The sequence below is a fragment of the Aromatoleum sp. genome (assembly GCF_036675785.1).
Classification (GTDB): Bacteria; Pseudomonadota; Gammaproteobacteria; order Burkholderiales; family Rhodocyclaceae; genus Aromatoleum.
The window spans coordinates 18931-42723 of record NZ_JAKFEF010000011.1 but is presented as its reverse complement, the minus strand read 5'-3'; the positions used below and the strand labels follow the sequence as shown (position 1 = coordinate 42723).

Genomic DNA, 23793 nt, shown 5'->3' with positions numbered 1-23793 from the left:
CGCTATCCGCCGAGTGCAGGCGGTATCCGCGAAATGCACGGAGCGCGGCCTTAGCCTGCCGCGAGGGCATTTTCAAAACTTTACGAACTGGAAAGTAATGACTCGAGCTTAGCGATAGACGGCTCGACACCTCGTTTACCGTGGAATCAGCTGAACGCATTGATAGTGCGCAACGGGGAGCGACAAGGCTCTCTGCCTACCTGTCCCAGACTTCGTAGTCTAGGATTCGAGCGTCCGCGTCGAAAGTCCGCTAACGCTAAACGAGGTGGGTCGGTATGCGTTCCGTTACGAAGAACCACGACTATGCGCCAACAGTACTGCCTGACGGGTCGTGGATATTGTTTAACGCCGAAACGGCGAGCACGGTCGTGGTCACGCCGCCAGCCGGAATCTACTGGGAGCTCTGTGACGGCGTCAGGACGCAATCCGCCATTTTCCGTACGATGTGCCAGCTTTATCCGGAGCAATCCAGCGAAACGATCCGCACTGACATTGATCGGATGACGGAGCAGCTAGCCGATCTGGGCTTGCTGCAAGTCGGCACGTTCCTTTCTGTGATGGAGGCCTGACGGTGGATCGAAACGATGACAACACCAGGAATCGAACCGATAGTTTCGAGGATGGGACCCTCTCCGAGGCAAAACAAGTGACCTCGAAGTCGAGACGCGATTTTATTGCCCGGGCGCTTGAACGTAGTGGAGGCGTATATCTCGGAATGAGCGTGATAGATGCATTTGCGGCGCCGAGCACCGGCCGCGGTCGAATGCCCACTACCGCAGCAAGCCGATCTCCGAGGCTCGGCAACTAGTGATGGCGGTCCCGCCCGCCATTTGTGCCTGAATGGGTCTTGCGCCTTCACGTAAGAGAAGTGCCCGGTTTGACAGGATCTCGACCTGATCGAGCGGCGCGACCTGAACCAATGGACGTTCCCATGACGAGACGGCCGCGATGCCGGGCGGATCACTTCCTTGCAACCGTCATTTATGGGCCGTTTCCAGGCAATCCCGCGCTACTCATGTAATAGCGTTGCCCGGGGCCGGCAGCGTCCCGAGTCATTTCGGAGCGTCGGGCCGGCTGGGCGCGCAGGGGAAAGTCAGTCAGTGAGTGAATGCGGATTTGTTTTTACGTCGGCGAGCCCCGCGCGATACCGATTGGTCGATTTCGACGTCAGCCTTCACTTTTCGGGAGGAAATCGGGCGCAGTTGCGACACGCGAATGACTGGTTTCAAAAAATTCTCCGCCCATTCCAGATCACCGAAGCTTCCGTCGTTGAGGGTCACGCAAACTTTGGAGGCGTGCCGCAGAATGGTGCGTACCGGTGTAACGAAAGTGAAGTGTTGTTGCGGGACGGCGCCGAAGCGGTGACCGTGACGCGCGAGGGCCACCAGCTAAGCTTCCATTACCGACTCCCCGTCGATAGTGCCGATGACCTCGCCTATCTGACTCGTGCCGAGGAAACTACGCTTGACTATGCTGTGACGCGCTCTTCGGACAAGCTATGGATTCACGCAGCTTGCGTCGCTCGAAGGGAATCGGTCGTCTTTCTGGTTGCCCCTTCGGGGTGCGGAAAGACCACGCTCAGTCTCGGATTGGCCAACCATGGCTTCCTGATCGCGACTGACGACGTCGTATTGTTCGACATGGTTGAACATTGCCTCATACCGTGTCCCAGATGCCCGAGAATTCGCGGAACGGCACTGTCACAACTCGGGAGTGTGGGCGTCGACCTCAAGGCCGAGGCCGAACTGATCGGCCGCTACGTGGTACTGCCGACGAGACGGTTCCAATCCCCCCCCCCCGCCCCTGACGCGCAGCGCCATCCACGTGTTTTTTCTGGTGAAGGGCGACTCGTCGGAACATGAGCCGCCGACCAGTCTTTCCTTTTCTCAGGGGATCATCGAAATCGCGCGCCATTCAAACCTGCTGGCGCAGGACGCGGATCTGCGGTTTTTCGAGCGCGTGTTTGGCAAGGCGTCGTTTTACCGCGTACGGATCGGCGACTTCGCGCGGAATCTGGCCGAAGTGATAGCCGCTGTGGAACGATGAACGAGCCCGCATTCGCCGATCTGCACCCCTTGGACCAGCTCATCCGGGCCGCCGTCACGGCGGTGTGCGACGGTGCCGAAATGAGCGACGCATGGAAACATCTGCAACAGACGCCTCTCGACTGGCGCGATGTGTATTCGCAAGTCGCTCGACTCGAGGTCGGTCCGATGGTGTATCGGGGACTGCAGTACGTCTATGCCGATCGCCCCCTCGCCGCTCAGGCCGCCTTGGGACGGGAGGACGCCCGCCCCCTTGAGCGCGCGCTCTATCGCAGTTATGTCGACACCGTGCGAGTGAATACCGCTCTTTACGATCAGCTTGCGCAGCTCGTACAAGAAGCGACACGCTGCAACTTGAAGATCGTCGTGCTCAAGGGAGCCTATCTGGCGAAATACGCGTATGACGACTTCGGACTCCGACCGATGTCGGACATTGACATTTTGGTTCGTGGTAATGATTTGGATGCGGCCGAACGGATGATGTGCCGACTTGGATATCGGTATATCGACGGCCCGCAGGCACCGGGGGTATGGAGGAACGAGCATTTTCACTTGAACCCGTTTGCACATCCCGAGCACCCCCATGCCGTGGAGGTCCACTTTCAATTGACGCACCCAAACGACAAAGTGCGTTTTGACAGTGAGGCACTTTGGGCCCGCGCGGTCCCGATACATTCGGAAGATGGGCCGGTGCTCGCCCTCGACACGCTCGACCTATTGCTTCATTTGGCCGTGCACAGCTGCTATCTGGACAAGCTCGCCGGGCCCAGCTTGCGCCAAACCTGCGACGTCGCCAGGGTGGTCAATCGGATGCACGCGGGCCTGGACTGGGAAGAGCTGGCACGGCGTGCGGCGAACGGCGGCGCGACGGCGTACATTTATCTGGCATTGGAGCTGGCGCGGCTCGTTTGCGGCGCAAAGGTTCCAGAAGAATTCACCGCGCACCTGCGGCCGTCCGATTTTCCAAAGGAACTGATACGGGAAGGCATCAATCGGGTTTTTCACCGCGAGTACTCGCTGCCGATATCGAGCACCCTCGCGGCTTTTGGAATCCGCGGTTTGTCGCGGACCAACTTGCAGCACGTCTTCAGGTCGTTCTCGAGCGAAGCCTTACACCAACAATACGGCCCGGGCGCGCCCCCCTTATTGGCATTCAAAAGAGTATTCCATCTGACGCGCCGTTATGGAAAGTCAGTGATTCGTTTGTGTCTGCGAGATATGGAAGCGCGCGCGGCGGTGCACCGCGTCGCCGGACTGGACGATCGGCTCGCGTGAAGCACACGGTCGAAAGTCGATAGCGTCGGACTTCAGCGCCGCACGCCGGCTATAAGGAGAGAGCCGCCGAGTTGTAGCGTCCCGGCAGTGAGCTTCGCGTCGTGACAGTCAGGTCGAGAGGACAGACCGAAGGGGAGTAAAGGGATCGGGGACAAGGCCAGGGTTTATTCCGCAACACCCGCGTGAAGATCGTTGCCTGTCCCCGGCTTGCCGACGGGAGGGAGAAAGCCCTTCCGCTATTTCCCCGCCAGCTCTGCCCCGGCGATCCGCTGCAAGCGTTCGAGCGTCCAGCCCTTGCCGAGCAGGATCATGCGGGTCTCGAGTTCGTCGCGATCCTGCTCGCTCGCCTCCTCGCCGAGGTAGTGCAGTCTTTTCTCGCGCAAGCTGACGAAGCCGAGAATGTGGCGGCGGGCGAGCGCGTGCCACAGCGCGTGGGCGCCGGGCGACTGCCGCGCCCCGCTGATCAGGCAGAAGCCGGCGTCGAGGCCCCCGTTCGAGCACACGGCGGAGCTCGCGAAGATGTATGAGCAAGAGCGGATGAAAGGGGGATTGACTCGATCTTGGGGATAAGCGGTGGCGAGAGCGTCGGCGCACAGCGCCGAGTTCTCAGGATGTCGACGCCTTTGCTTCCGTTGCATGTGCCCGAAACCCGCCAGTAGTCAATTTCCGAAATGGGCGGCGTCGGAAACGTGCATCGGTTCTGACCGCCCACCTACGTCGCCGTTTGCACGGCTTCCTTGCTGCTGGGCACGCCTTGGAGAGGCTCGCAATGAACGAAATTCGGCAAGCCGATGGAGAACTGGCGCACCTGCCGAAGGAGGCCGTTAACCGACTAACAGCGTCATTTGCGCGCTTCTTGCAATTCGAGGTCGCTGCCGCGGCCGTTCTGCTGTTGGCTACCGTTGCTGCTCTCGTGCTTTCCAACTCTCCGTGGGCACACCATTTCCTGGAAGCATGGGAGACTCAAGTCGGATTTCAAATTGGCACGCTGCACTTCGTTCGGTCCCTCAGGGACTGGATCAACGACGGGCTGATGACCTTGTTTTTCTTTCTGGTCGCGTTGGAACTCAAGCGGGAGCTCGTGCTCGGCGAGTTAAAACATCCTCGCGTAGCTGCGCTGTCGATTGCATCCGCACTCGGCGGCATGGTCGTACCTGCCGGGGTGTATCTCGCGCTGCTATGGGGGCAACCGGGTGAGACGGGGTGGGGCACCGTGATGGCGACCGACACCGCGTTTGTGTTGGGTTGCCTGGCACTCCTCGGCTCGCGAATCCCTCAAAGCCTGCGCGTGTTCATGCTTTCGTTGGCGATCGTGGACGACCTCGGCGCCATTCTTGTTCTCGCGATCGGCTATAGCAGCGACATTTCTTGGGGTGCGCTCAGCGTGGGCATCCTTGGTCTCGCGAGCGTGCGAATAATGGCGTTGGCCGGCGTTCGTAGCACTCCGGTCTACCTCCTTGTAGGGTGCTTCGTTTGGCTTGCGGTCGATGTGTCCGGAATCCACGCTACGGTCACCGGCGTAATCCTCGGGTTGCTCACGCCCGCGCGCAGATGGGTGAGCGATGAACGTCTGTACGCGATCCTGCGGCAGGTGGTCGCGCACCCTGCAAGAGACGAAGGCAGCGGCAACACGAGGGACCGTGAGACTTTGCGGGTGGCGGAGATTGCAGCGCGCGAAACCCTTTCTCCGGTCGAACGCTTGGAGAGGGCCCTGCACCCGTGGGTCGGCTTTGTCATCATGCCGCTCTTCGCCATTTCCAACGCCGGATTACCGCTCGCGTTCGGCGATTTGAATGCCTCTGTCGTCGTCGCGGTGTTCGTCGGGTTCGCGCTCGGCAAGCCCATCGGGGTCTTTACGTTCAGTTGGCTAGCGGTGCGTTCGGGACTTGCGGTCCGGCCCCTGGACCTCGGTTGGCGTTTGATAGCGGGTGGCGCCCTGCTTGCCGGCATCGGATTCACAATGGCACTGTTCATTGGCAACTTGGCCTTCGGCTCGGAACTGATAGACAGCGCCAAACTGGGCATCTTCCTCGGATCCATTTTTTCGGCGGGGGCCGGTCTCGCCCTGTTGATGTGGTCGACCCGTCGACGTGCATTGCCTGAAGCGGACCTCAACTGAATGCTCATCTAGCTCAAGGAGCGTTGGTGAACGATTACCGCAAGGCCTTCGTGATCGTCGTGTCAGCCCTATTCGCCCTCGCGCTGTACTGGATGCTGGCGCCCTTTCGGGGTGCGCTTGCCTGGGGCATCTGTCTCGCTTTCCTGCTGGCGCCGGTGCATCGTTGGCTGACGCGCAAGCTGAAGGGACGCTCCGCGCTGTCCGCTGGAATCATCACGCTGCTCGTGCCCGCCGTGCTCGCAGGCCCGGTGGTGAGCCTCGGCGTGGCATTCGCGAAGCAGGTGACGGAACTGGTCACGCGTTTGCAGGAGGAGAAACTGCGCTTCGATATCCACCTGCTCGCGCAACTGGAGCAGTATCCCTTCGTCGGCAGTTTTGTCGAATGGCTACGCCAGAACCTCACTGCCACGACCGAACAGCTTCAGAGCTGGTTGGTAAAGGGCGCCCAACTGCTGCTGCAGTCGCTGGCAGCCACGGGAGGCAATTTTGTAATCAGCGCTCTCGGTACGGTCGTTCATTTTTTCATGATGTTGTTCTTGCTCTTCTTCCTGCTGCGCGACGGCCAGCAGTTGCTCGACCGGGTCGTCCGCTTGGTCCCGATGGAAGCGCAGCGCAGAGGAGACCTGCTCCGACTGATTGCCGGCACGACGCGTGCCGTAGTCTACGGCATCGGTTTGACCGCGGTCGCCCAAGGCATCCTGGTGGGTGTCGGCTTCGCAATAACAGGATTGCCGTCAGCGGTTGTGTTCGGCGTGCTGGCCGCGCTTCTGGCATTGCTCCCCGTGGGTGGTGCAGCACTCGTCTGGGTGCCGGGGGTACTTGTGTTAGCCGCGGATTCCCACTGGGGCTGGGCGATCTTCCTGTCCGTCTGGGGCACAGCCGTGTCGGTCTCCGACAACCTGCTGCGCCCATTGCTGATTTCGACCCAGGCGCCGGTGTCGACGCTCGTAGTATTCGTAGGTGTCATCGGCGGCGTCTCGGCCTTTGGCATCATCGGCCTCATTGTCGGGCCGGTGCTGCTGACGGTTCTGGTTGCCCTGTTGCGTTTCGTCGACGACACGTTGTCGCATCAGCGCTGAGCACAGGACAAGGGAACGCCTGTCACCTAACCCGTCGTCGGTTTGACAGTGGCCTCGACGGCACATGCGTGCGCTCGGACGGGTTGCCTGTTGCCCTGGCAGCGACACCGCCTCGCGTCCTGTTCGAATAAGATGGGGAAGCATCACCGGCTCGCCCGTCACGAGCCGCAGCCGTACGTCCTACCCCGAAGCGACGGCGTCAATACCCGAACCCGGCGTAGCTTGCGCCCCGACCTCGACCGGGGGCGGCGCCGATCTCGCATTCCGAAAGGATCAATGTGCCAAAGCGTCCGTCTTCACCCTTCGCGCGTCGGCCGGCCGACCCGTGCCCTGCTGCGGTCAGCACGCGCAGTCGACCCGCGTGCCTCGGCGTCGTTGCGATCGGCGCCTCGGCCGGCGGACTTGCCGCACTGTTCGAGCTGTTCGGGCGCTTGCCCGCCAATCTCGGGTTCGCCTACGTCGTGGCGCAGCATGTCGCCGCCGACCACGACACCGCGCTGCCGCAGCTGATCGGCGAGCGGACGTCGATCGCGGTACGCACGCTCGCGGACGGCGACGCACCCCAGCCGAACGTCGCCTACGTCGTGCCGCCGAGCATGAACGCGGTGTTTCGCGACCGCGCGCTGCGGTTGGTGGCGATCGCGCCGCACATGCGGCCCAGTCCGTCGGTCAACGAGCTGCTCTGCTCGCTCGCGGAGGAGGCACGCGAGATGCTCGTCGTCGGCGTGATCCTGTCGGGCACTGGCAGCGACGGCGCGGCGGGCGTGCGCGCGATCAAGGCCGAGGGCGGCTTCTCGTTCGCCCAGGACCCGGCGTCGGCCGAGTACGATGGCATGCCGCGCGCGGCCATCGACACCGGCTGCGTCGACTGGGTGCTGGATCCGGCACGGATCGCCGACGAGCTCGTGCGACTGGCCGGGCTGCACGACGCCGTCCCGCCGGCGGGCGATCAGGCGGCGCTGAAGCGGCTGCTGGGCCGGCTTCGCCAGCAGGGCAACGTCGACTTCTCGCGCTACAAGGAAGCGATGCTGTGGCGACGCATCCACCGCCGCATCGCGGCCACCCATACGCGCGCGCTCGAGGAGTACGTTGAGCTCGCCTGCGGGGATGCAGGCGAGCTGGAGCGGCTGCAGCGCGAGTTCCTGATCTCGGTCACCGGGTTCTTCCGCGACCCCGCCGCATTCGCCGCGCTCGCGCAGGTTGCGGCCGAACTGGTCGACGGCAAGCACCTCGACGACCCGATCCGCGTCTGGGTGCCCGCCTGCGCTACCGGGGAGGAGGTGTACTCGATCGCCATCGTCCTCGACGAGGCGCTGCACGCCGCGGGCGTGCACGCCGCCGTGCAGATCTTCGCCAGCGACATCGACACCGCCGCGCTCGCTGTGGGGCGCGCCGGCCGCTACCCGGCCGGGGCACTCGTCGACGTCGACCCGGCGCGCGTCGAGCGTTACTTCGTGCCCGCCGACGGCGGCTTCGAGGTTGTCAAGCGCCTCCGCGACATGGTCGTGTTCGCGCGGCACGACGTGCTGGTGGACCCGCCTTTCACCCGGCTCGATCTACTGAGTTGTCGCAACCTGCTGATCTACCTGCTGCCTGCCTGCCAGGACAGGGTTCTGGGGACATTCGGCTACGCATTGCGACCCGGCGGCCACCTGCTGCTCGGCAAGTCGGAAGCGGTGGCGCAAACCGAGGAGCTATTCGCGCCGGTGGACGTCGGCGTGCAGCTGTATCGGCGCACGTCCGCGAGCGCCCGAGTCGCGCCTCCGCGCAGCTACGCGTCGCGCACGGCCGTCGAGCCCGGGCGCCGCGGGGCGGAACCAGGCGCCGGCCGCGACGACCGGTTGTTATCCGCGCTGGCGAGCCTCTACGCGCGCGCGGCGATCGTCGTCGACCGACGGCTCGAGATCCGGCACATCCACGGCGACGCGTCGCCCTTCCTGACGATGCCTGCGGGCGCGGCGAATCTGAGCCTGCCGCTGTACATCCGCGAAGATTACCGGACAGAACTGCAGACGCTGGTGTTCCGCGTCAACCACGACCGCACGCCGGCCGCTGGGTCGATCCGGCCGCTGCCCGGCGCCCCGGGCCGCGGCATCCGGCTCGCCGTCTACCCCTTCGGGTCTGACGAGCGGGACCACGAATACCTGTGCGTGTTCGAATATGCACCGCTGGCGGTTCCCGCAGCGGCCGGGAACGCGGCGGACGGCGACGGCGAGGGATCGGCGCTGCGCGCGGCTCGCGACGAGCTGGTGTCCGCGCGCGAATACGTCCAGACGCTGCTCGACGAGCTCGCGGCATCGCACGAGCAGTTGCAGCCGCTCAACGAGGAGTTGCAGTCGACCGTCGAGGAACTCAAGGCGTCGAACGAAGAGCTGCAGTCGATGAACGAGGAACTCGCGACTTCGAACGCCGAGCTGCAGCAGAAAACGGGCGAGCTCGGGCGCGCGAACCGCGACCTGGAAACCATTCTGAGCAACCAGAGGTTCCCCGTCGTCGTCGTCGATGCCGCCTTGCACCTGCGACGCTACAACGAGGCCGCCGCGGAGACGTTCGACATCGGCCGTCGCGCCGTCGGCCGCGATCTGCGCGACTGCGAGTCGTCGAACGACTTGAGCGAAGTTGCCGAGATGCTCGCCGACGCTATCCGCTCGGGCGTACGCGGCGAGCGGCTGCTTAGCGTCCGCCAGCGGCACTACCTGGCGCACTCCGCGGTGTACCGCAACGACCGCCACGAGATCGCGGGTGCGATCGCCGTGCTCGCCGACACGACGACGCTCGTCGACACCGAGCGCCGCCTCCGCGATACGCAGGAGCAGCTGCTCGCGATCATGAACAATTCGAGCGCCCTGATCATGATCAAGCGCGTCTCCGGCGAGTACGAGTTCGTCAACGCCGGCTTCGCGCAACTGTTCGGCATGGCACCCGCCGCGGTCGCCGGCAAGACCGACATCGAGGTGCTGCCGCGCCAGATCGTCGAGGTGCTGCACGACCGCGAGATCGAGGTGCTGCGTCGACGCGGGCCGGTGCAGTCCGAGGATGCCCTGCCGCTGCCGGACGGCGAGCGCCACCTGCTGGCGCTCCGCTTTCCGTTGTTCGGCGACAACGGAAGCGTCCATTCGATCTGCACGCTGGCGACCGACGTCACCGAGCTCAGACGGTCCGAGCGGCAGACGCTGCTCTACGGCCGGGCATTCGAAAGCGTCGGCGAAGGCGTGGTGATCACCGATGTGACGCACCGAATCATCAGCGTCAATCCGACCTTCATGCACCTGACCGGGCACGCGCTCGAGGACGTCGGCGGACACGACGCGGCCGTGTGCGCGCTCGACCCGGCGCACGAGTGCATGGCCCCTGCGATCTGGGATGCGGTAAGCCGCGATGGACGCTGGCAGGGGGAGATCGCCCTCCAGCGCAAGGACGGCTCCACCATTCCGGCGTGGCTAGCGGTCAGCTCGGTCGCCGACGCCGGGGGCGTCGTGACGAACTATGTCGCCGTGTTCACCGATCTCACCCAGGTGAAGGAAACGCGGCGCCTCGAATACCTCGCAACGCATGACGAGCTGACCGGCCTGGCCAACCGCAACCTGTTCTTCGACCGGCTCGGGCATGCGGTCGCCCGTTGCGAGCGCCAGCACTCGCGGCTGTCGCTGCAGTTCATCGATCTCGACAATTTCAAGACGATCAACGATACGCTCGGGCACGACGCGGGCGATCACCTGCTTGAGGAGATCGGCCGGCGCATCAGTCAATGCGTGCGCGCGCAGGACACCGTCGCGCGGATGGGCGGCGACGAGTTCAGCGTGCTCATCGAGGACGCCCAGCCCGGCGAGGTCAGGGTCATGGCGCAGCGCATCGTTGACAGCTTCGCGGCGCCGGTGCGGCTCGGCGAGCGCGAAGTCCACACGACGGCGAGCGTCGGCATCAGCAACTATCCGGAGGACGGCCGCGACATCCAGACGCTGCTCAAGAATGCCGACACCGCGATGTACGAAGCGAAGGAGACCGGCAAGAATGCGCTGCAGTTCTTCTCGAGTGCGCTCGACGCGCGGGCGCAGCAGCGTCGGGTCATGGAACTCGACCTGCGCCGCGCGATCGATCAGCAGGAGTTCTTCCTCGTCTATCAGCCCCAGGTCGAGTTCGCCGCGAAGGGTATCGCCAGCGTCGAGGCGCTGCTGCGCTGGCGCCATCCGACCCGCGGCCTGGTGCCGCCTTTGCAGTTCATCCCGGTCGCCGAGGACTGTGGCCTCATCATCCCGATCGGCGAGTGGGTGCTCCGGGCGGCCTGCGCGCAGATCCACGCATGGCAGGCGGTGATCCCCGAGCCGCCGCGGGTCGCGATCAACGTCTCGCCGCGGCAGTTTCGCCGCCCCGGCATGGTGCAGTCGATCCGGCAGGCCCTCGAGGATAGCGGCGTCGAGGCGAAATTCCTCGAGGTCGAGGTGACCGAGCGCGCGCTCACCGGCGATCTGGAGCGCTTGCTCGGCCCGCTGACCGAACTGCGCGAGCTCGGCGTGCACGTGACGATCGACGATTTCGGCACCGGCTACTCGTCGCTCAGCTGCCTCAAGCGGCTTCCGATCGACCACGTCAAGATCGACAAGAGTTTCATCGACGCGATCGAGCACGACGCGGACGACAATGCGATCACACGGGCGATCATCGGCATGTCGCATACGCTCGGCATGCAGGTGGTCGCCGAGGGCATCGAACACGCCGGTCAATACGACATTTTGAGAGCGACCGGCTGTGATCTCGGGCAGGGTTATTTCTTTTCCGAGCCCCTGCTGCCGGCTGACGTGATTGCCCTGCTCCATCGCCAGGGTTGGAATGCGACGTGAGCGCCCTGCTGAATGAGCTGGACGGTCACCAACGTACTGTTCAGCAAGACCAAACGGGCCCAGCGTACCGCTCTTGATTCGCCGCTGTCGGGATTCGATTAATCGATAGACCGGTTCGCGGCCACTCGTCCGACGTCGAGGTACGCGCTACTGCTCGCGCCAGCGCAGCTTAGAGTTCAGAAAACCAGCGTGCTCCACCGTGGATCTTACGTGCGTTCGACAAAGGCGACCATGCCGCCGAGCCCCGAGCATTGCGACACGAGCGCCTCCCGCGGCAATCCCAGCGCGGCAAAGGCCTGGCTGCAAGCCCGCATCTGCACCCCGGCTTGGGCGCAGGCTTGCAGGTACGTCGCCAGTGGAACGGTTTCGCTTCCGAAGCCGATCGGGGTTTCGTGCTGGGCAGCCAGCAGCCAGTGCACCGATCGGGCGGTGAACAGCAGCTCCACTTCCAGATCGAGTGCAGCGGCGGCCTGTGCGGCGACGAACGGGGTGGCAGCCCGCTCGGCGTCGGAACGCATTGGCGCGCGCCGTGTTCCTGAACCGGCTCGGCGAAATCCGTGACCGCAGTTTCGAGAACCAACGCTATCGCACCAGCGGCCTCAATCTGGTGGTGACCGCGATTGTCTTATGGAACACCGTCTACCTGGAGCGGGCGATCCAGGCGCTGCGGGACTCGGGCAAAGACATCGACGAGAAGCTGTTGCCGCATCGCTCGCCGCTGGGCTGGGAGCACATCAACCTGACCGGCGACTACATCTGGCGGCAGAACAAACACGTCGAGCAGGGCAAATTCCGGCCGCTACGGGTGCTCGGCGAAGCTTAGCGTACGATTCTTTCCGTTTCGTGAGCCGCTCCCTAATAGCGAGCGAAAGAAATGAACTTTCCTTTCACAAAAGCGCAATTCTTCGACGTCTTCGCTGCATACAACAACGCGGTGTGGCCAGCGCAGTTCGTGCTCGCATTTATCGCAATAGCGCTGCTCGTACTGATTCTTTTGGCGCCGCGAAGAGCAGGCCGATTCGTGGCCTTCGGGCTGGCTGTGCTTTGGGCATGGCTTGCGCTCGTGTATCACTTGGCATTCTTCTGGGCGGTGAACCCGACCGCACCATTGTTCGCGGCCGTTTCGTTGGGCGCGGCGGGTGCTTTTGTCTGGTCCGGCGGAATCCGGAACGGTCTGGTCTTTGAGTCCGGCATTTCCAGCCGTCGGGCGGTCGGCCTGCTCGTGATCCTCTACGCCTTGGCGCTGTATCCCGTCATCGGCGAGTCCATCGGGCACCGCTATCCGCGGACGCCGACTTTCGGGCTTCCGTGCCCGACGACGCTCTATACGTTCGGAATCCTGCTCATGGCCTCGCCCGGATTCTCCAGGACGATGGTCATCGGACCGCTGGTCTGGTCCTTGATCGGGGCAGGCGCGGCCTTTGCGCTGGACGTTCCCCAGGACTTCGGGTTGGTCGTCGTTGCAGTGCTCGGCGTATATCTTCTGTTTGTCCCGGTGACGAAACCGGTCGGAAACGTCCGGAACGACGGGCCCGATCGGGTCGAGCCGGTCGACGATCGATCGGATTGATCGGCCGCACACCTGGTCCAGGGTCCGCGCTGGCCGCGCAACTCAGCGCGAGCGCCGTTTCCGGCGACGCGCCCGCCGCCGGCTTACTCTGGAGCGCGTCGACTACAATTCGCGGCTTGGGCGGCGCCCGCCCCGCCGTAACTCCCGACGCGGATGAGATGAGACAGATATTCCCCGAATGGATTTTCCCGTGGCTCGAAGTGAGCACGCTCGGTCTGCAGGTCGTCGCGATCATCGTCGGCGCGTGGGTGCTGCGCCTGTCGCTTTCGCGCCTGATCCGTCGCCTCGGCGAGCGCTACAGCCTGCCACCGGAAATGGTTCTCGGCGCGCGCAGAGGGCTCGCCTTCCTCGTCTACTTCGGCGCGCTGCTCCTGATCCTCGACCGCTTCGGCGTCTCGGCCACGGTGCTGTGGACGGCGCTCACCGGATTCGCGGCGGTCGGCGCGGTCGCGTTCTTCGCCGCGTGGAGCGTCCTGTCCAACATCTTCTGCACGCTTCTGATCCTCACCGTCCGGCCGTTTCGCCTCCATGACCACGTCGAGGTGCTCGAAAACGGCGAGAAGCCGGGACTCAAGGGCAACGTGATCGACATCAACCTGATCTACACGACGCTGCAGGAAACGTCGGCAGAGCACCGTGGCGCGGTCCTGCGCGTGCCGAACAGCCTGTTCTTCCAGCGCATCATCCGCTGCTCGACGGAATGGGAGCGGGAGCAAATCTGAGCGGAGCCAGACGGCCCCGATATCTTCGGCGCTCTCCAGATTGGACGCTTCCGCGGCACCTCTGCACGAGCAATTCGTCCGGGTAGGGCTGCCGTATACGATGAATCCTTCGCGATAGCTCCCGACTTGCTGCTGCTCAGCTTGCCTTCGGCAGCTCCGATTCTCTTTGCCCGCTTTAGTTTACGGCAGTCATGGGTTCGTAGGTGTCCCGCCTCGCGGGGTCGTCAAGATGGAAGCCTTCCGAGGATTTCTCAGGTCCGGTGGCCGCGCGCAGGCGCCGTGTAGCGGCGCGAAATCGCAGCGAGGATGCGCTTGCGGCTCTCGTCCGCGTCGAGGGACGCATCGGCCTCGATCTCGACCGCCTCGCGCGCGAGCTCGTCATCCTTGATCACGTCGCGGAACCACGCGGAGTATTGCCGCGCACGACGATGATGTTCCCAGGTCCCGGCGTCGACGCCCTCGGCGATCTGCCCGAACAGCATCAGGTTCTGCGCGCGCAGGTTGAGCTTGTTCCCGGGGCCCCGGAAATAGAAGCTGATGTCTTCGCCGAGCTCGCCCTCCGCGTACTTGCGCGCGTGCCGGTCATGCAGCTGCCTGGGTTTGATCGCCTTCAGCGGGCGCGCCGGCTCATCCGAATCGAGGTCGAAGAACAGCACCTCGTCTTCTTCCAGCGGGGGTGCATCGGGCGGCGCGACACCCGCCGACCGGCAAAACCTGGCGAGCGTCTCCGCGGCGTCTTCGCCCAGCGTCAGCACATGGCGAACCGCCTTGAGAGCCTCGGCGGCCAAGGTCTCCGGGTGCACGGTGATCATGATGGTCGCGAGCATCTTCTCCGGCAGCACCTGCGCAATGTTGTCGCGCGCGGCGCCGAGCACGTGATGCGCCTCGTCGACGATCACCCAATGCGGACGCCCGGTGCTCGCGCGCAAAGCCGAAAGCTGCGGCAGCATCTTGGCGAAGAACGTCGGGCGCTCCGCGGGGCTCAGCGACTGCGTGCAGATGACGACGTTCGCCGTGCGCGTGCGCAGCAGCGCGAGGGCTTCGTCCTCGTTGGGGGCCGACTTCGCATCGCCGACGGAAACGGCACTCTCGAGCTGGTCGTAATCGCCTTCCGGATCGAACACGCAGAATTCGAGCGTCTTCTCGACCATGCGCTCGGTCAGCGCGGTGGCGAGCGTCGACTTGCCGATGCCGGAAGTGCCGGCGATCAGCACGCTGCCGCCGTGGGGTTCGAGATAGACCTCGCGGCCGGCACGGTCGGCGCCCACAAGCAGGCCGTGGCGTTGCGGAGCGACGATGCCACCGTCCTCGCGGAGGATCATGTCCATGAGCGCGACGACGCCGGCGCCGTGGTCGCACTCGAGGCGCACGTCGGCTTCGTCCTTGACCGACTCCAGGGCGTTCGCCACGGCCGCCGCACAGCCGCAGGCGCGCAGGAACGCGTGATCGTTTTCCGCGTCGCCCACGCCGACAACGTTGGCGGCCGACAGGTCGAGCTCCTGCAACGCGGCGGCCAAGCCGAACGCCTTGTTCACGCCTGCCGGCAGCACCATCACCGCACCCTTGTTGAAGATGATCTGCAGCTCGAGTCCGAGGTCGCGGATCACCTCGAGCACGGTGGTCTCGTGCGGCTCCCAGGTGGCGACGATCGAGCGGCCGACCGACAGCGGCACGTTGCGGCGCTCGAGCGCTTCGACGAACTCCGGGGGTGGCGGTGGCGCGACGCAGCGCTCCTGCTCGGTCGCCGGCTCGTAAAGGAGCGCGCCATTCTCCGCGACGACACGGTCGAACACCTTCACCTGCGGGAAGACCTGCAGCAGCTCGGGCAGCTCCCTGCCGGTGACGAGAATCAGCCGTCGCCCGGAGGCCTTGAAGGCCTCCATCGCCGCCAGCGTCTCGGAGTCCACGGCGCCGTGGTGAGCGATCGTTCCGTCGTAATCGGTTGCGAGGGCGAGGAAGTACACGCGGAATCCCCCTGTTGTCGCTGACAGCACGGGCCCCACGAGCCGCCCTACAGCCGCGCCCCGCTCAGGCTTCGCAATTTGAGGCAGTTCGGCCGGGTAAGTTCATGGGCAGGAGCACCCCCGTTCGCACGTCTTTTCCCCCAACCTCGGTTCGTTCCATGGCTCCGGACACCGCCGGCAGCGCTCCCGACAGCAGCCGATGAGCCCGCCGATCCATCGGATGAAGTACCGAGCTAGCGCGGCGGGTTGCAGCGCTTACCTTCATACTCGAAGCGGTGCAGCGCATACGCCTTGCCGTTCCAGCGCTCGACCGGAAAACAGAAGCCGGGACCGCCCACGGAAATGTCGGGCCAGCCGTTTGCGCCGCGGGAGGACAGGAACTGCGGAATTCCGCTGTTGCTCGACATCACCTTCCAGGCGCCGTTCGGCTGCTTGCTCAACAGCTGGTAGCCCATTTCGGCCGCGCCGTAGCAGAAGCTGCCGCCCTCGGTCACGACGACTTCGGGAAGACCGTCTCCGTTGAGGTCGCGCACGGTCTCGATGGTGGCTCCGGTCGCGTTCGGGTCATCCGCGCACACGACCCATTTGCCCTTGCGCTGCACGGCTTTGGCCGCCTTGAATACGGCAACCTTGTCGGCTTCGCTCAGACTCGCACCGCCGGGGGCAGCCGCGAATGAACCGCCCGTCACCAGACCGACAGCGCCACCGAGCGCCGCCCATGCCACTGCCTTGGCAATCGTCATCGCCCGCTCCTTCGACCCTGCTGTCCCTTGGTTCAACATAGGCGACCGTTGCGGGCATTCAAGTGACGGCTGACGGGACTGACGGCATCGCGGCGTGCGCCAATTCGACAGTCGCGCTCGGCGCCGCGACCGGTCTCCTCGCGCCCCCTTCGCACCGGCCGTTTGCCGCTCCGCGCACTTGCCCGAGCTGACATTGCTCAACGCCTAGAGGCGGAAGGGTTCATTGAGGGCTCAGGCCAATCTCAGCCGAAAAAAACTCGGGTATGGCGTCGTGGCTTTTGTCCAGGTGACTTTGGGTAACCATGCCGGCGAAACGCCGCTACTTTTTGAAAAGCTCGTGGCCAGCATGCCCGAGATACTCTCCTGCCATAACGTCACCGGTGATTGCGACTACATGATTCAAATCGTGGCCGAGGATCTGGACACATACGGGACGTTCGTTCGAGACCAGTTTCGCAAGCTGCCAGGGGTGACCTCGATTCGGTCGAATCTTTCCCTGCGAGACGTGAAGTCTTCTACTGCATTGCCTGTTTGATACGGGGAAGCGACTGTTGTAGTCCGCCATGAAGCACGTGCACATCTCGATATCGAGACAGATGCAATTCACTCAGAAGTCGCGCGCTTGGAGCGCCTAGGAGCAACAGTAGCCTCTCGCAATGATGGGTGGGTAGTCATGCAAGCTCCCAGTGGAAATCGATTCTGCGTTGGCAGCCCCTACCGCGGCGACTTCGAGCAGGGAGCCAACACGTGGGAATGATGCCTCGCAGGCGAACCGCTGAAGTGCGACGAGGCCTGGAAGCCTTTAACCGATTCTCTCCATGCCCACTTTGCGGATAGCGGCAGCATTCCGCGACGCGGACGTCGCAACTTAATGCCGATTTCCAGCAGATCGACATACCGAAGGTCTAGGGGACGGCAGCGCCCCTCCGCGAACGGAATCGATTTCGTCGGGCTCCTTTACACGCGGGCCGCCGGATCCCGCCTGCGAAGCACTAAGCCACTGAAAAGGCGCACACCTTTCGTTGGGTGTGGATCTTGCGCCCACTCTTTGACGTATTGATGGTTGGCGCGCGACTGCCAGGCTAACGCTCCTCGTCGCTATCCACTACTCCGGATGTTCGGCGCGAGACTCCTGAACGTCACCGAATACCGAAGTGCCCGCCGCGCGCCACACGCGGCCGCACCCATCCGTCGTTCACGCTGGCGGAAACGGTGCGGCAATTTCCCCCTGTTGAGAGAAAGGAGCGTAACGATGAACAATCCTTATGTACGCCTCGACAAGAACAACGCAGCCGTTCTAATGGTCGATCACCAAGCCGGCCTGCTGTCGCTGGTGCGGGATATCGAGCCCGACAGGTTCAAGAACAACGTGCTGGCGCTCGCCGATCTGGCGAAATACTTCCGGCTGCCGACGATCCTGACCACGAGCTTCGAGGACGGTCCCAACGGCCCGCTCGTGCCGGAGCTGAAGGAAATGTTCCCGGACGCCGCCTATATTGCGCGGCCCGGCCAGATCAACGCCTGGGATAACGCCGACTTCGTGCAGGCGGTGAAGGCGACCGGCAAGAAGCAGCTGATCGTCGCCGGCGTGGTAACGGAAGTCTGCGTGGCCTTTCCTGCGCTCTCCGCCATCGAAGAGGGCTTCGAGGTTTTTGTCGTGACCGATGCGTCGGGCACTTTCAACGAGGTGACGCGTCATTCGGCATGGGACCGGATGTCCGCCGCCGGCGCCCAGTTGATGACATGGTTCGGCGTCGCATGCGAATTGCACCGTGACTGGCGCAACGACATCGAGGGGCTCGGCACGCTGTTCTCGAACCACATCCCCGATTATCGAAATTTGATCACCAGCTACAACACCTTGAAGTCGGGCCGGTAAGGATTGCAACGCGATCGCGTACGGCACGCGCCATCCGGTATGGCGCGTGACAATGCGCGAGTGGGGTGTCGATCTCCTGCGCCTCGATGTACATGAGGAGAGGATCCTTCATTCGGCGGAAGGCGCTGCGCTTTTCCGCCCTAGGCAAGCTGACCGAGTCCGGCCCAAAAGCGGACGATCAATGCGTCAGAGCAGCATCAATGCGTTGTTGCATCTGGTGAGCATCCAGGGGCGCACTCAGCCAATACCCTTGCGCCGAATCGCAACCCAGTTCTTTCACCGCAGTGAACTGGTCACCGGTTTCCACCCCGTCTGCACACACCGCAATGTTCAGGTTGTGCGCCACATCGATAATCGCCGCCAGGAGGGCCGCCCCGCGGGGATGGGAGGACAACCCTTTCACCAACCTTTGGCCAGGCTTCACCACATCCAACGGGAACTTATCGAGACTGGGAAGTGCCGTCATTTCAGTGCCAAAATCATCAAGGGCCAAGCGCAGGCCGCGCTCTTTCAGTTGGGCCAGCAGGTTCTTTGAGAACTTCGGGTCCCACAGCACGCTCTCCCGCATCTCCAGTTGCAGCATCGAGGCCGGCAGGCCGGTTTCCTCCAGTATGCGTTCGAGCGTTTCCAACAGGCGCGGGTCGCGCAATTGTGTCGCTGACAGGTTCAGCGTCAGCGGCACGGAAAGACCTGCATCGACCCACGCCTTGTGCTGCCGGCAAGCGGTCTGTAACGTCCATTCGCCGATCAGCAGCATCAGCTTGGCATGTTCCGCATCCGGAAGGAACTCGGCCGCTGCGAGCATTCCTCGTTCCGGATGGCGCCACCGCAGGAGCGCCTCGATGCCGGCCATGCGTCCCACATTCTTCAAGTCGAATTGCGGTTGGTAGTACAGGCAAAATTCGTTTTCCCGCAGGGCACGCACCAGTTCCTGCTCCAGACGTTGCGCTTCGAGGAAGGCGGCGCCGAGTTCCTTTCGATAGAACTGGTAATTGAACCGCCCGCGATGTTTGGCTTCATACAAGGCCAGGTCGGCGTGCTTGATCAATTCTTCCGGGTTGGTGGCATCGTTGGGGAAGACAGTGATGCCGATGCTCGCACCGCTGTGCACTTCCTGGCCTTCCAACACACAGGTGCGTCCCAGTTCCTCGACCAGCTTGCCGGCGAATACGCCTGCGGCAGGCGGTTCAGCCAGATGGGTCTGGATCACCACGAATTCGTCGCCGCCCAGCCGGGCCGCCAGGTCGGTGTTGCGCACCTGCGACTTGAGTCGCTTGGCCACCTCCTGGAGCAACAGGTCGCCGATGTGATGCCCCAGTGTGTCGTTGATGGATTTGAACCCATCCAGGTCCAGCAGGTGAAGCGCCACCAGATGTCCATCCCGTTTGGCATAAGCCAGCGCGTCCGTCAGGCGATCATGGAAGGCAGCGCGGTTGGCCAGGCCGGTGAGCATGTCGTGATTGGCCTGGTGATACGACCGTTCCATCGCCCTCTTGAGGTCTGCTTCGGTCTTCTTGCGTTCGGTGATGTCCTCGACAGTCAGGACCAGGTAATGCGGTTTCCCAGGGATGGGCACCAGCGATGCGGTGACATTCACCCAAACCAACGAACGATCCTTGCGAAGGTAACGCTTCTCCATCGCATAGAAGTCGGCCTCGCCTGTGGCCAGCTTCTGAAGCTTGGCAAGCGTTTCTTCCACGTCGCCCGGATGGTTCAACTCCGAGGCGGTCAAGCGGGCGAGTTCGTCTTTGGTATAACCCAGGATATCGGCCAGCTTGGCGTTGGCTTCAAGGACCCTGCCGTCGACGGCGCATTCGGCGATGCCCAGCGGGGCGTGTTCAAACGTGGCACGGAACTTCTCTTCACTGTGCTGCAACGCTTCTTCTGCCTGCTTTCTCTCGGCAATGTCTTCATATATCAAAATGCCCCCTTGCAGCCGGTCCAAGGTGTCGCGCATGAGGCTGGCAGTTATACGGACCCATATCGTGCTGCCATCCTTGCGTAACAGGCGCCTTTCCAGATTAGCCACCCTCCTGCCCCCGGAGAGCAGCCGCTCTGAGCGCCCCCTAATAGTTTCCCTCTCCTCCGGCAGCGCGAGATCGGCACCGGTCAGCCCGACAGCCTCTTCCGGCGAATAGCCGGATAGTTCTGCAAATTTCTTGTTGACGGAAGTGACGTACCCGTTCTGGTCGATATGGATGATGCCAAGCGGCGCATTTTCATAGAGTAAGCGGAACCGTTCTTCACTCTGCCGTAATGCTTCTTCCGCTTGTTTTCTCGCGGTGATGTCAGTAAGGGTGCCGATCAGCCGGACAGCGAGTCCCTGGGCATCCCGCTCAGCTACGGTTGCCTGGGAAAAGATCCAGCGCCAGCTGCCCTCCTTGGCCCGCACCCGCACTTCTGACTGGTGGCGATCGCTTCTGCCCTGGATCATGTCATCGAATTGTTCCGACGCGGCCTCCCGGTCATCCGGATGGACCAGGTTCCACCAGTCGGCCAGGGAAGTCACTTCCCCTGGAGCGTAGCCCAGCATGGTGAAGTGCCGGTTGTCACCGTGTACGGTGGCGGTGGCCATATCCGCGTCATACACGGACGAAGCGCTCGCATCCAAGGCCATCGCCAGGCGCCGTTCGCTGTCCTTGATGGCTTGTTCGGCCCGCTTGCGCTCGGTGATGTCCCGGAAAAGCACGGCAAACCGGCCGGGGCTAGGGCTGAAAGTATGGACCTCGTAATGGCGCCGGGTGTCGGCGTTGTAGGCGTCAAACAAGTCCGGCTTCCCCGTGCGGGCGACGGCGGCGTAGCGGTCGATCCATAGCTGTTCAATTTGGGGGAGACACTCCCGCAGCCGACGCCCCACTATATTTCTGGGGAGGCCGGTCTGGGCATAGAGAGCCTCATTGACTTCCAGATAGCGGAGATCCACTGGATGGCCGGATGAATCGAGGACCGGTTCCCCCAGCATGAAGCCTTCGGTCATGTTGTCGAACAGGGTGCGGTATTTTTCTTCACTGGCCCGCACCGCTTCTTCCGCCTTCTTTTTCTCGGTGATGTCTAGTAGGGTCGTGCAGCTCATTTGCTGCCCGCTTTCATCCAGGAAGAGTTTGGAGGCGACCCGAGCTTCAAACTGTTCACCGCCTTTGCGGATAAAAGTCATCTCGGCTACGGCAGCCCCTGTGGCAGCACGCTCTGCCCAGGCGTCCACGAATCTCGGATCGGTCAGCTCAACCAGATCGTCCCGTCGCTTATCCAACAGTTCCTGTTCTGCATAGCCGAACAAATGGCATGCCGCTGAATTTGCGTTGAGAATGGCGCCATCAGTCGGCCTCGTGAGCAGTATTGCGTCATGGCTGTTTTCGAACAGGGCAAGATATTTGGCTTCATTCGTTTTGTGGCGACTGATGTCGTGCGTCAGTTTGGCAAAGCCCCGCAGCTTGCCTGCCTCGTCCTTGAGCGCCGTGAGCGTTGTCGCCGCCCAGAAAGACGTATGGTCCTTTCTTACCCTTAGCCCTTCTTCTTGGTAGGTACCATTCTGCACTGCAATTTCCAGTGCACGATGAGGTTGATCTGCCGCCACCTCTTCAGGTAGGTAACACACGGAAAAATGGCAACCGATAATTTCCTGTGGCGCATAACCGTACAAGCGCTCCGCGCCCGCATTCCAGCTTTGGATTCGGCCGGTTGGGTCGAGCATATAGATGGCAAAGTCGAGAATTTGGTCGGCGAACAATCCCCAATTCTCTGCGTATTCAGCCAAATTTTCGCTTTGCACGACGTCCATAGCAATTCGCCTTGAATTAATGACACACGCTCGTTCCTGCTTATTGTTCCCGCAACATATGCTTAGCCCAGCTTCTGACAGTGTGGTTTCAGTTCCAGAGAGTTAATGAAGGAAGCCCCGCCTGCCTGCCGTTAACTTCATAAGGTGGAAGAGTCCGATTTTGAAGTAGCGTACCTGTTTATGCGGGCAATTGAGGCGACTCAGCGTTAACTGGCCGATAAACACCGCGTCGACGAGCAGCGGAAGCGCGGCGAGACGTTCGACGAGCTCGCGCTCCTCGTCGATCGACACGACGTCCGCCTCGTAGCGGAAGCCTTCGGGCGCCGCGGCGCCGGCGTTTTCCTGTCATCGCGATCCCCTTCGCTCGAACACGCTCGACGGGCAAAGCGCCCTAAAAGGTCTTGGCGGCGCCCGGCCCTCGCCTTTTGCTTCGTCCGCAGCAAATGCCGCTCCGACGCTACGCCCGATGCCCGCGGCTCCCGCCGCCGGTCTGGATCTCCGTTCGAGATCCGGTGCTGTTCCCCCTCTCGCGGTGTGGATTCAGTTGCACGAACGGGATAGGTCCTGCGCGCTGCGGATAGTCCCTCTCCTGCCCCGGCCCTAGGGTTACAGCCATGGAAAACCCTTCACTTCGCCGACAGACGAGGCCTCCGGAGAGCGACACGCCCATGGACAGATTTCCCGAGAACTTCGCGGGATGCGCGCCGACGCACGCATTCGCCGCGACGCCGCCCGCCTCCAGCCGCCCTGTTTCGCGCAGATCGCTCGCACGCGCGCCGGTCGCGATCCTGCCGTGGGCGATCATCGGCGGGCTACTCTGGGCCGGGCTCTTCATCAAGCCGCAGCCGGTCGGCATCACGGTGCAGCCGCCGGTGCTCGAACAGCGTGACCATTTCTACGGCCTCGCGCTCGCGCCGGGCGGGCAGGTGTGGGTCGCCGGGTCGAACGGCAAGATCCTCGCGCTCGGCGGGGACGGCCGCGCGGAGCGCTTCGCGACGCCGACGGACCGGACGCTGCAGGACATCGCGGTGTGGGACGCGTCGCACGCGGTCGCGGTCGGCAACGACGGCGTGATCCTGTTCACCGCCGACGCGGGCCGCACATGGACGGCGGCGACCGGTGTGCCGCGCTCCGAGGTCGCGAACAAGCTCAACCGCGTGCGCGTCGCCGCGGGTGGCGTCGCGGCCGCGACCGGGGAGATGGGCGCGCTCTTGATGAGTCGCGACCACGGCCGCACGTGGGCGCGGCTGCGCGACGAGGAGGACGTCGCGTGGAACGACGTCGCGTTGCTCGGCGAAGGCCGTATCCGCGTCGTCGGCGAGTTCGGCCGCATCCTGATCAGCGATGACGACGGCGCGAGCTGGAGCGAGGTCGAGGCGCCGGTGCCGAGTTCGCTGATGGCGCTCGCCTTCCGCGACGCGGACGTCGGCGTCGCCGTCGGGCTCGAGGGCGTCGTGCTCGTGACGCGCGACGGCGGCCGCGAGTGGCGCCAGGTCGACATCGGCGTCCACGACCACATGTTCGACATCGCCTGGGACCGCGCGGGCAGCCGCTGGGTCGGCGCGGGCAGTCTCGGGCGCTGGGTGCGCGCCGACGCGGACGCCGCGAACTGGAGCACGGCGCGCCTCGACGCGCGCGACCTGTCGTGGCACACGCGCGTCGTCCCCGCCGGCGAGCTGGCCTGGTTCGCCGGGGCCAACGTCGGACGCTGGGACGGCACGCGCTGGATGCCGCTCGGCAACTGAGCGCCGCACCGCGCATCCCCCCGCGCCTTTCATTCC

At 63.5% G+C, this 23793-nt stretch carries 18 protein-coding genes and 2 pseudogenes; 14 read left to right on the top strand and 6 right to left on the bottom strand.

What is annotated here, in order from left to right; all coding sequences use genetic code 11:
- Positions 1 to 275: 275 nt before the first annotated feature.
- The 4 genes from V6M37_RS02340 to V6M37_RS02325 all read left to right on the top strand — a co-directional run bounded on the left by V6M37_RS02340 (position 276) and on the right by V6M37_RS02325 (position 3320).
- Positions 276 to 569, top strand: a complete 294-nt coding sequence (locus tag V6M37_RS02340) for a PqqD family protein (RefSeq protein WP_332670753.1) — start codon at positions 276 to 278, stop codon at positions 567 to 569.
- Positions 570 to 1151: 582 nt separating this feature from the next.
- On the top strand, positions 1152 to 1862 hold the full coding sequence (locus tag V6M37_RS02335; RefSeq protein WP_332670751.1) for a hypothetical protein: 711 nt from the start codon (positions 1152 to 1154) through the stop codon (positions 1860 to 1862).
- A complete protein-coding gene (locus V6M37_RS02330) occupies positions 1837 to 2046 on the top strand; it encodes a hypothetical protein (protein WP_332670749.1) in 210 nt (69 codons plus the stop codon). The genes V6M37_RS02335 and V6M37_RS02330 overlap by 26 nt, the downstream gene beginning before the upstream one ends.
- A complete protein-coding gene (locus V6M37_RS02325) occupies positions 2043 to 3320 on the top strand; it encodes a nucleotidyltransferase family protein (RefSeq protein WP_332670748.1) in 1278 nt (425 codons plus the stop codon). Before V6M37_RS02330 ends, V6M37_RS02325 begins: the two co-directional genes overlap by 4 nt.
- A 236-nt stretch (positions 3321 to 3556) precedes the next feature.
- Here V6M37_RS02325 and V6M37_RS02320 read toward each other — a convergent pair whose 3' ends face one another.
- Entirely contained in the window at positions 3557 to 3823 is a 267-nt protein-coding gene (locus V6M37_RS02320) for a hypothetical protein (RefSeq protein WP_332670746.1), read from the bottom strand.
- A 266-nt stretch (positions 3824 to 4089) separates the two neighbouring features.
- On the opposite strand from V6M37_RS02320, the gene nhaA reads away from it, so the two are divergent.
- The 3 genes from nhaA to V6M37_RS02305 all read left to right on the top strand — a co-directional run bounded on the left by nhaA (position 4090) and on the right by V6M37_RS02305 (position 11356).
- Entirely contained in the window at positions 4090 to 5439 is a 1350-nt protein-coding gene (gene nhaA, locus V6M37_RS02315; protein WP_332670744.1) for a Na+/H+ antiporter NhaA, read from the top strand.
- Positions 5440 to 5465: 26 nt separating this feature from the next.
- Positions 5466 to 6518 carry an AI-2E family transporter gene (locus V6M37_RS02310; RefSeq protein WP_332670741.1) on the top strand — a complete coding sequence of 351 codons (1053 nt, stop codon included), beginning with the start codon at positions 5466 to 5468 and terminating at the stop codon, positions 6516 to 6518.
- A gap of 278 nt (positions 6519 to 6796) precedes the next feature.
- On the top strand, positions 6797 to 11356 hold the full coding sequence (locus V6M37_RS02305; RefSeq protein WP_332670739.1) for an EAL domain-containing protein: 4560 nt from the start codon (positions 6797 to 6799) through the stop codon (positions 11354 to 11356).
- A gap of 206 nt (positions 11357 to 11562) precedes the next feature.
- Here the strand turns inward: V6M37_RS02305 and V6M37_RS02300 are convergent, their stop codons facing one another.
- Positions 11563 to 11874 (bottom strand): DsrE family protein, encoded by a 312-nt coding sequence (locus V6M37_RS02300; protein WP_332670736.1) that lies wholly within the window; start codon positions 11872 to 11874, stop codon positions 11563 to 11565.
- Between V6M37_RS02300 and V6M37_RS02295 the strand changes: the two are divergent.
- The 3 genes and pseudogenes from V6M37_RS02295 to V6M37_RS02285 form a co-directional block, all read left to right on the top strand.
- A pseudogene (locus tag V6M37_RS02295) lies at positions 11808 to 12179 on the top strand (Tn3 family transposase); the annotation flags it as partial. The gene V6M37_RS02300 and the pseudogene V6M37_RS02295 overlap by 67 nt on opposite strands.
- A gap of 51 nt (positions 12180 to 12230) precedes the next feature.
- Positions 12231 to 12926, top strand: a complete 696-nt coding sequence (locus V6M37_RS02290; RefSeq protein ID WP_332670733.1) for a DUF6064 family protein — start codon at positions 12231 to 12233, stop codon at positions 12924 to 12926.
- 158 nt (positions 12927 to 13084) lie between these two features.
- A complete protein-coding gene (locus tag V6M37_RS02285) occupies positions 13085 to 13648 on the top strand; it encodes a mechanosensitive ion channel family protein (protein WP_332670731.1) in 564 nt (187 codons plus the stop codon).
- 251 nt (positions 13649 to 13899) lie between these two features.
- Here V6M37_RS02285 and V6M37_RS02280 read toward each other — a convergent pair whose 3' ends face one another.
- Positions 13900 to 15612 carry an HAD family hydrolase gene (locus tag V6M37_RS02280; protein WP_332670728.1) on the bottom strand — a complete coding sequence of 571 codons (1713 nt, stop codon included), beginning with the start codon at positions 15610 to 15612 and terminating at the stop codon, positions 13900 to 13902.
- Between the two features lie 233 nt (positions 15613 to 15845).
- The gene (locus tag V6M37_RS02275) at positions 15846 to 16355 is read right to left on the bottom strand and encodes a hypothetical protein (protein ID WP_332670726.1); all 510 of its coding nucleotides are present in this window, start codon (positions 16353 to 16355) and stop codon (positions 15846 to 15848) included.
- Between the two features lie 271 nt (positions 16356 to 16626).
- Here V6M37_RS02275 and V6M37_RS02270 point away from each other — a divergent pair, with 271 nt between their 5' ends.
- The 3 genes and pseudogenes from V6M37_RS02270 to ycaC all read left to right on the top strand — a co-directional run bounded on the left by V6M37_RS02270 (position 16627) and on the right by ycaC (position 18234).
- Positions 16627 to 16890, top strand: coding sequence for an Lrp/AsnC ligand binding domain-containing protein (locus V6M37_RS02270; RefSeq protein ID WP_332670724.1), 264 nt, complete (start codon positions 16627 to 16629; stop codon positions 16888 to 16890).
- A 36-nt stretch (positions 16891 to 16926) separates the two neighbouring features.
- Positions 16927 to 17112: pseudogene (locus V6M37_RS18705) on the top strand (VOC family protein); the annotation flags it as partial.
- Between the two features lie 495 nt (positions 17113 to 17607).
- A complete protein-coding gene (ycaC, locus tag V6M37_RS02265) occupies positions 17608 to 18234 on the top strand; it encodes an isochorismate family cysteine hydrolase YcaC (protein WP_332670875.1) in 627 nt (208 codons plus the stop codon).
- 178 nt (positions 18235 to 18412) lie between these two features.
- Here the strand turns inward: ycaC and V6M37_RS02260 are convergent, their stop codons facing one another.
- Positions 18413 to 22012 carry a PAS domain S-box protein gene (locus V6M37_RS02260; protein WP_332670723.1) on the bottom strand — a complete coding sequence of 1200 codons (3600 nt, stop codon included), beginning with the start codon at positions 22010 to 22012 and terminating at the stop codon, positions 18413 to 18415.
- 102 nt (positions 22013 to 22114) lie between these two features.
- Complete coding sequence (locus V6M37_RS02255) at positions 22115 to 22303, bottom strand: hypothetical protein (RefSeq protein WP_332670720.1); 189 nt, start codon at positions 22301 to 22303, stop codon at positions 22115 to 22117.
- Between the two features lie 377 nt (positions 22304 to 22680).
- Here V6M37_RS02255 and V6M37_RS02250 point away from each other — a divergent pair, with 377 nt between their 5' ends.
- Complete coding sequence (locus V6M37_RS02250; RefSeq protein WP_332670719.1) at positions 22681 to 23757, top strand: YCF48-related protein; 1077 nt, start codon at positions 22681 to 22683, stop codon at positions 23755 to 23757.
- Positions 23758 to 23793 lie beyond the last annotated feature (36 nt).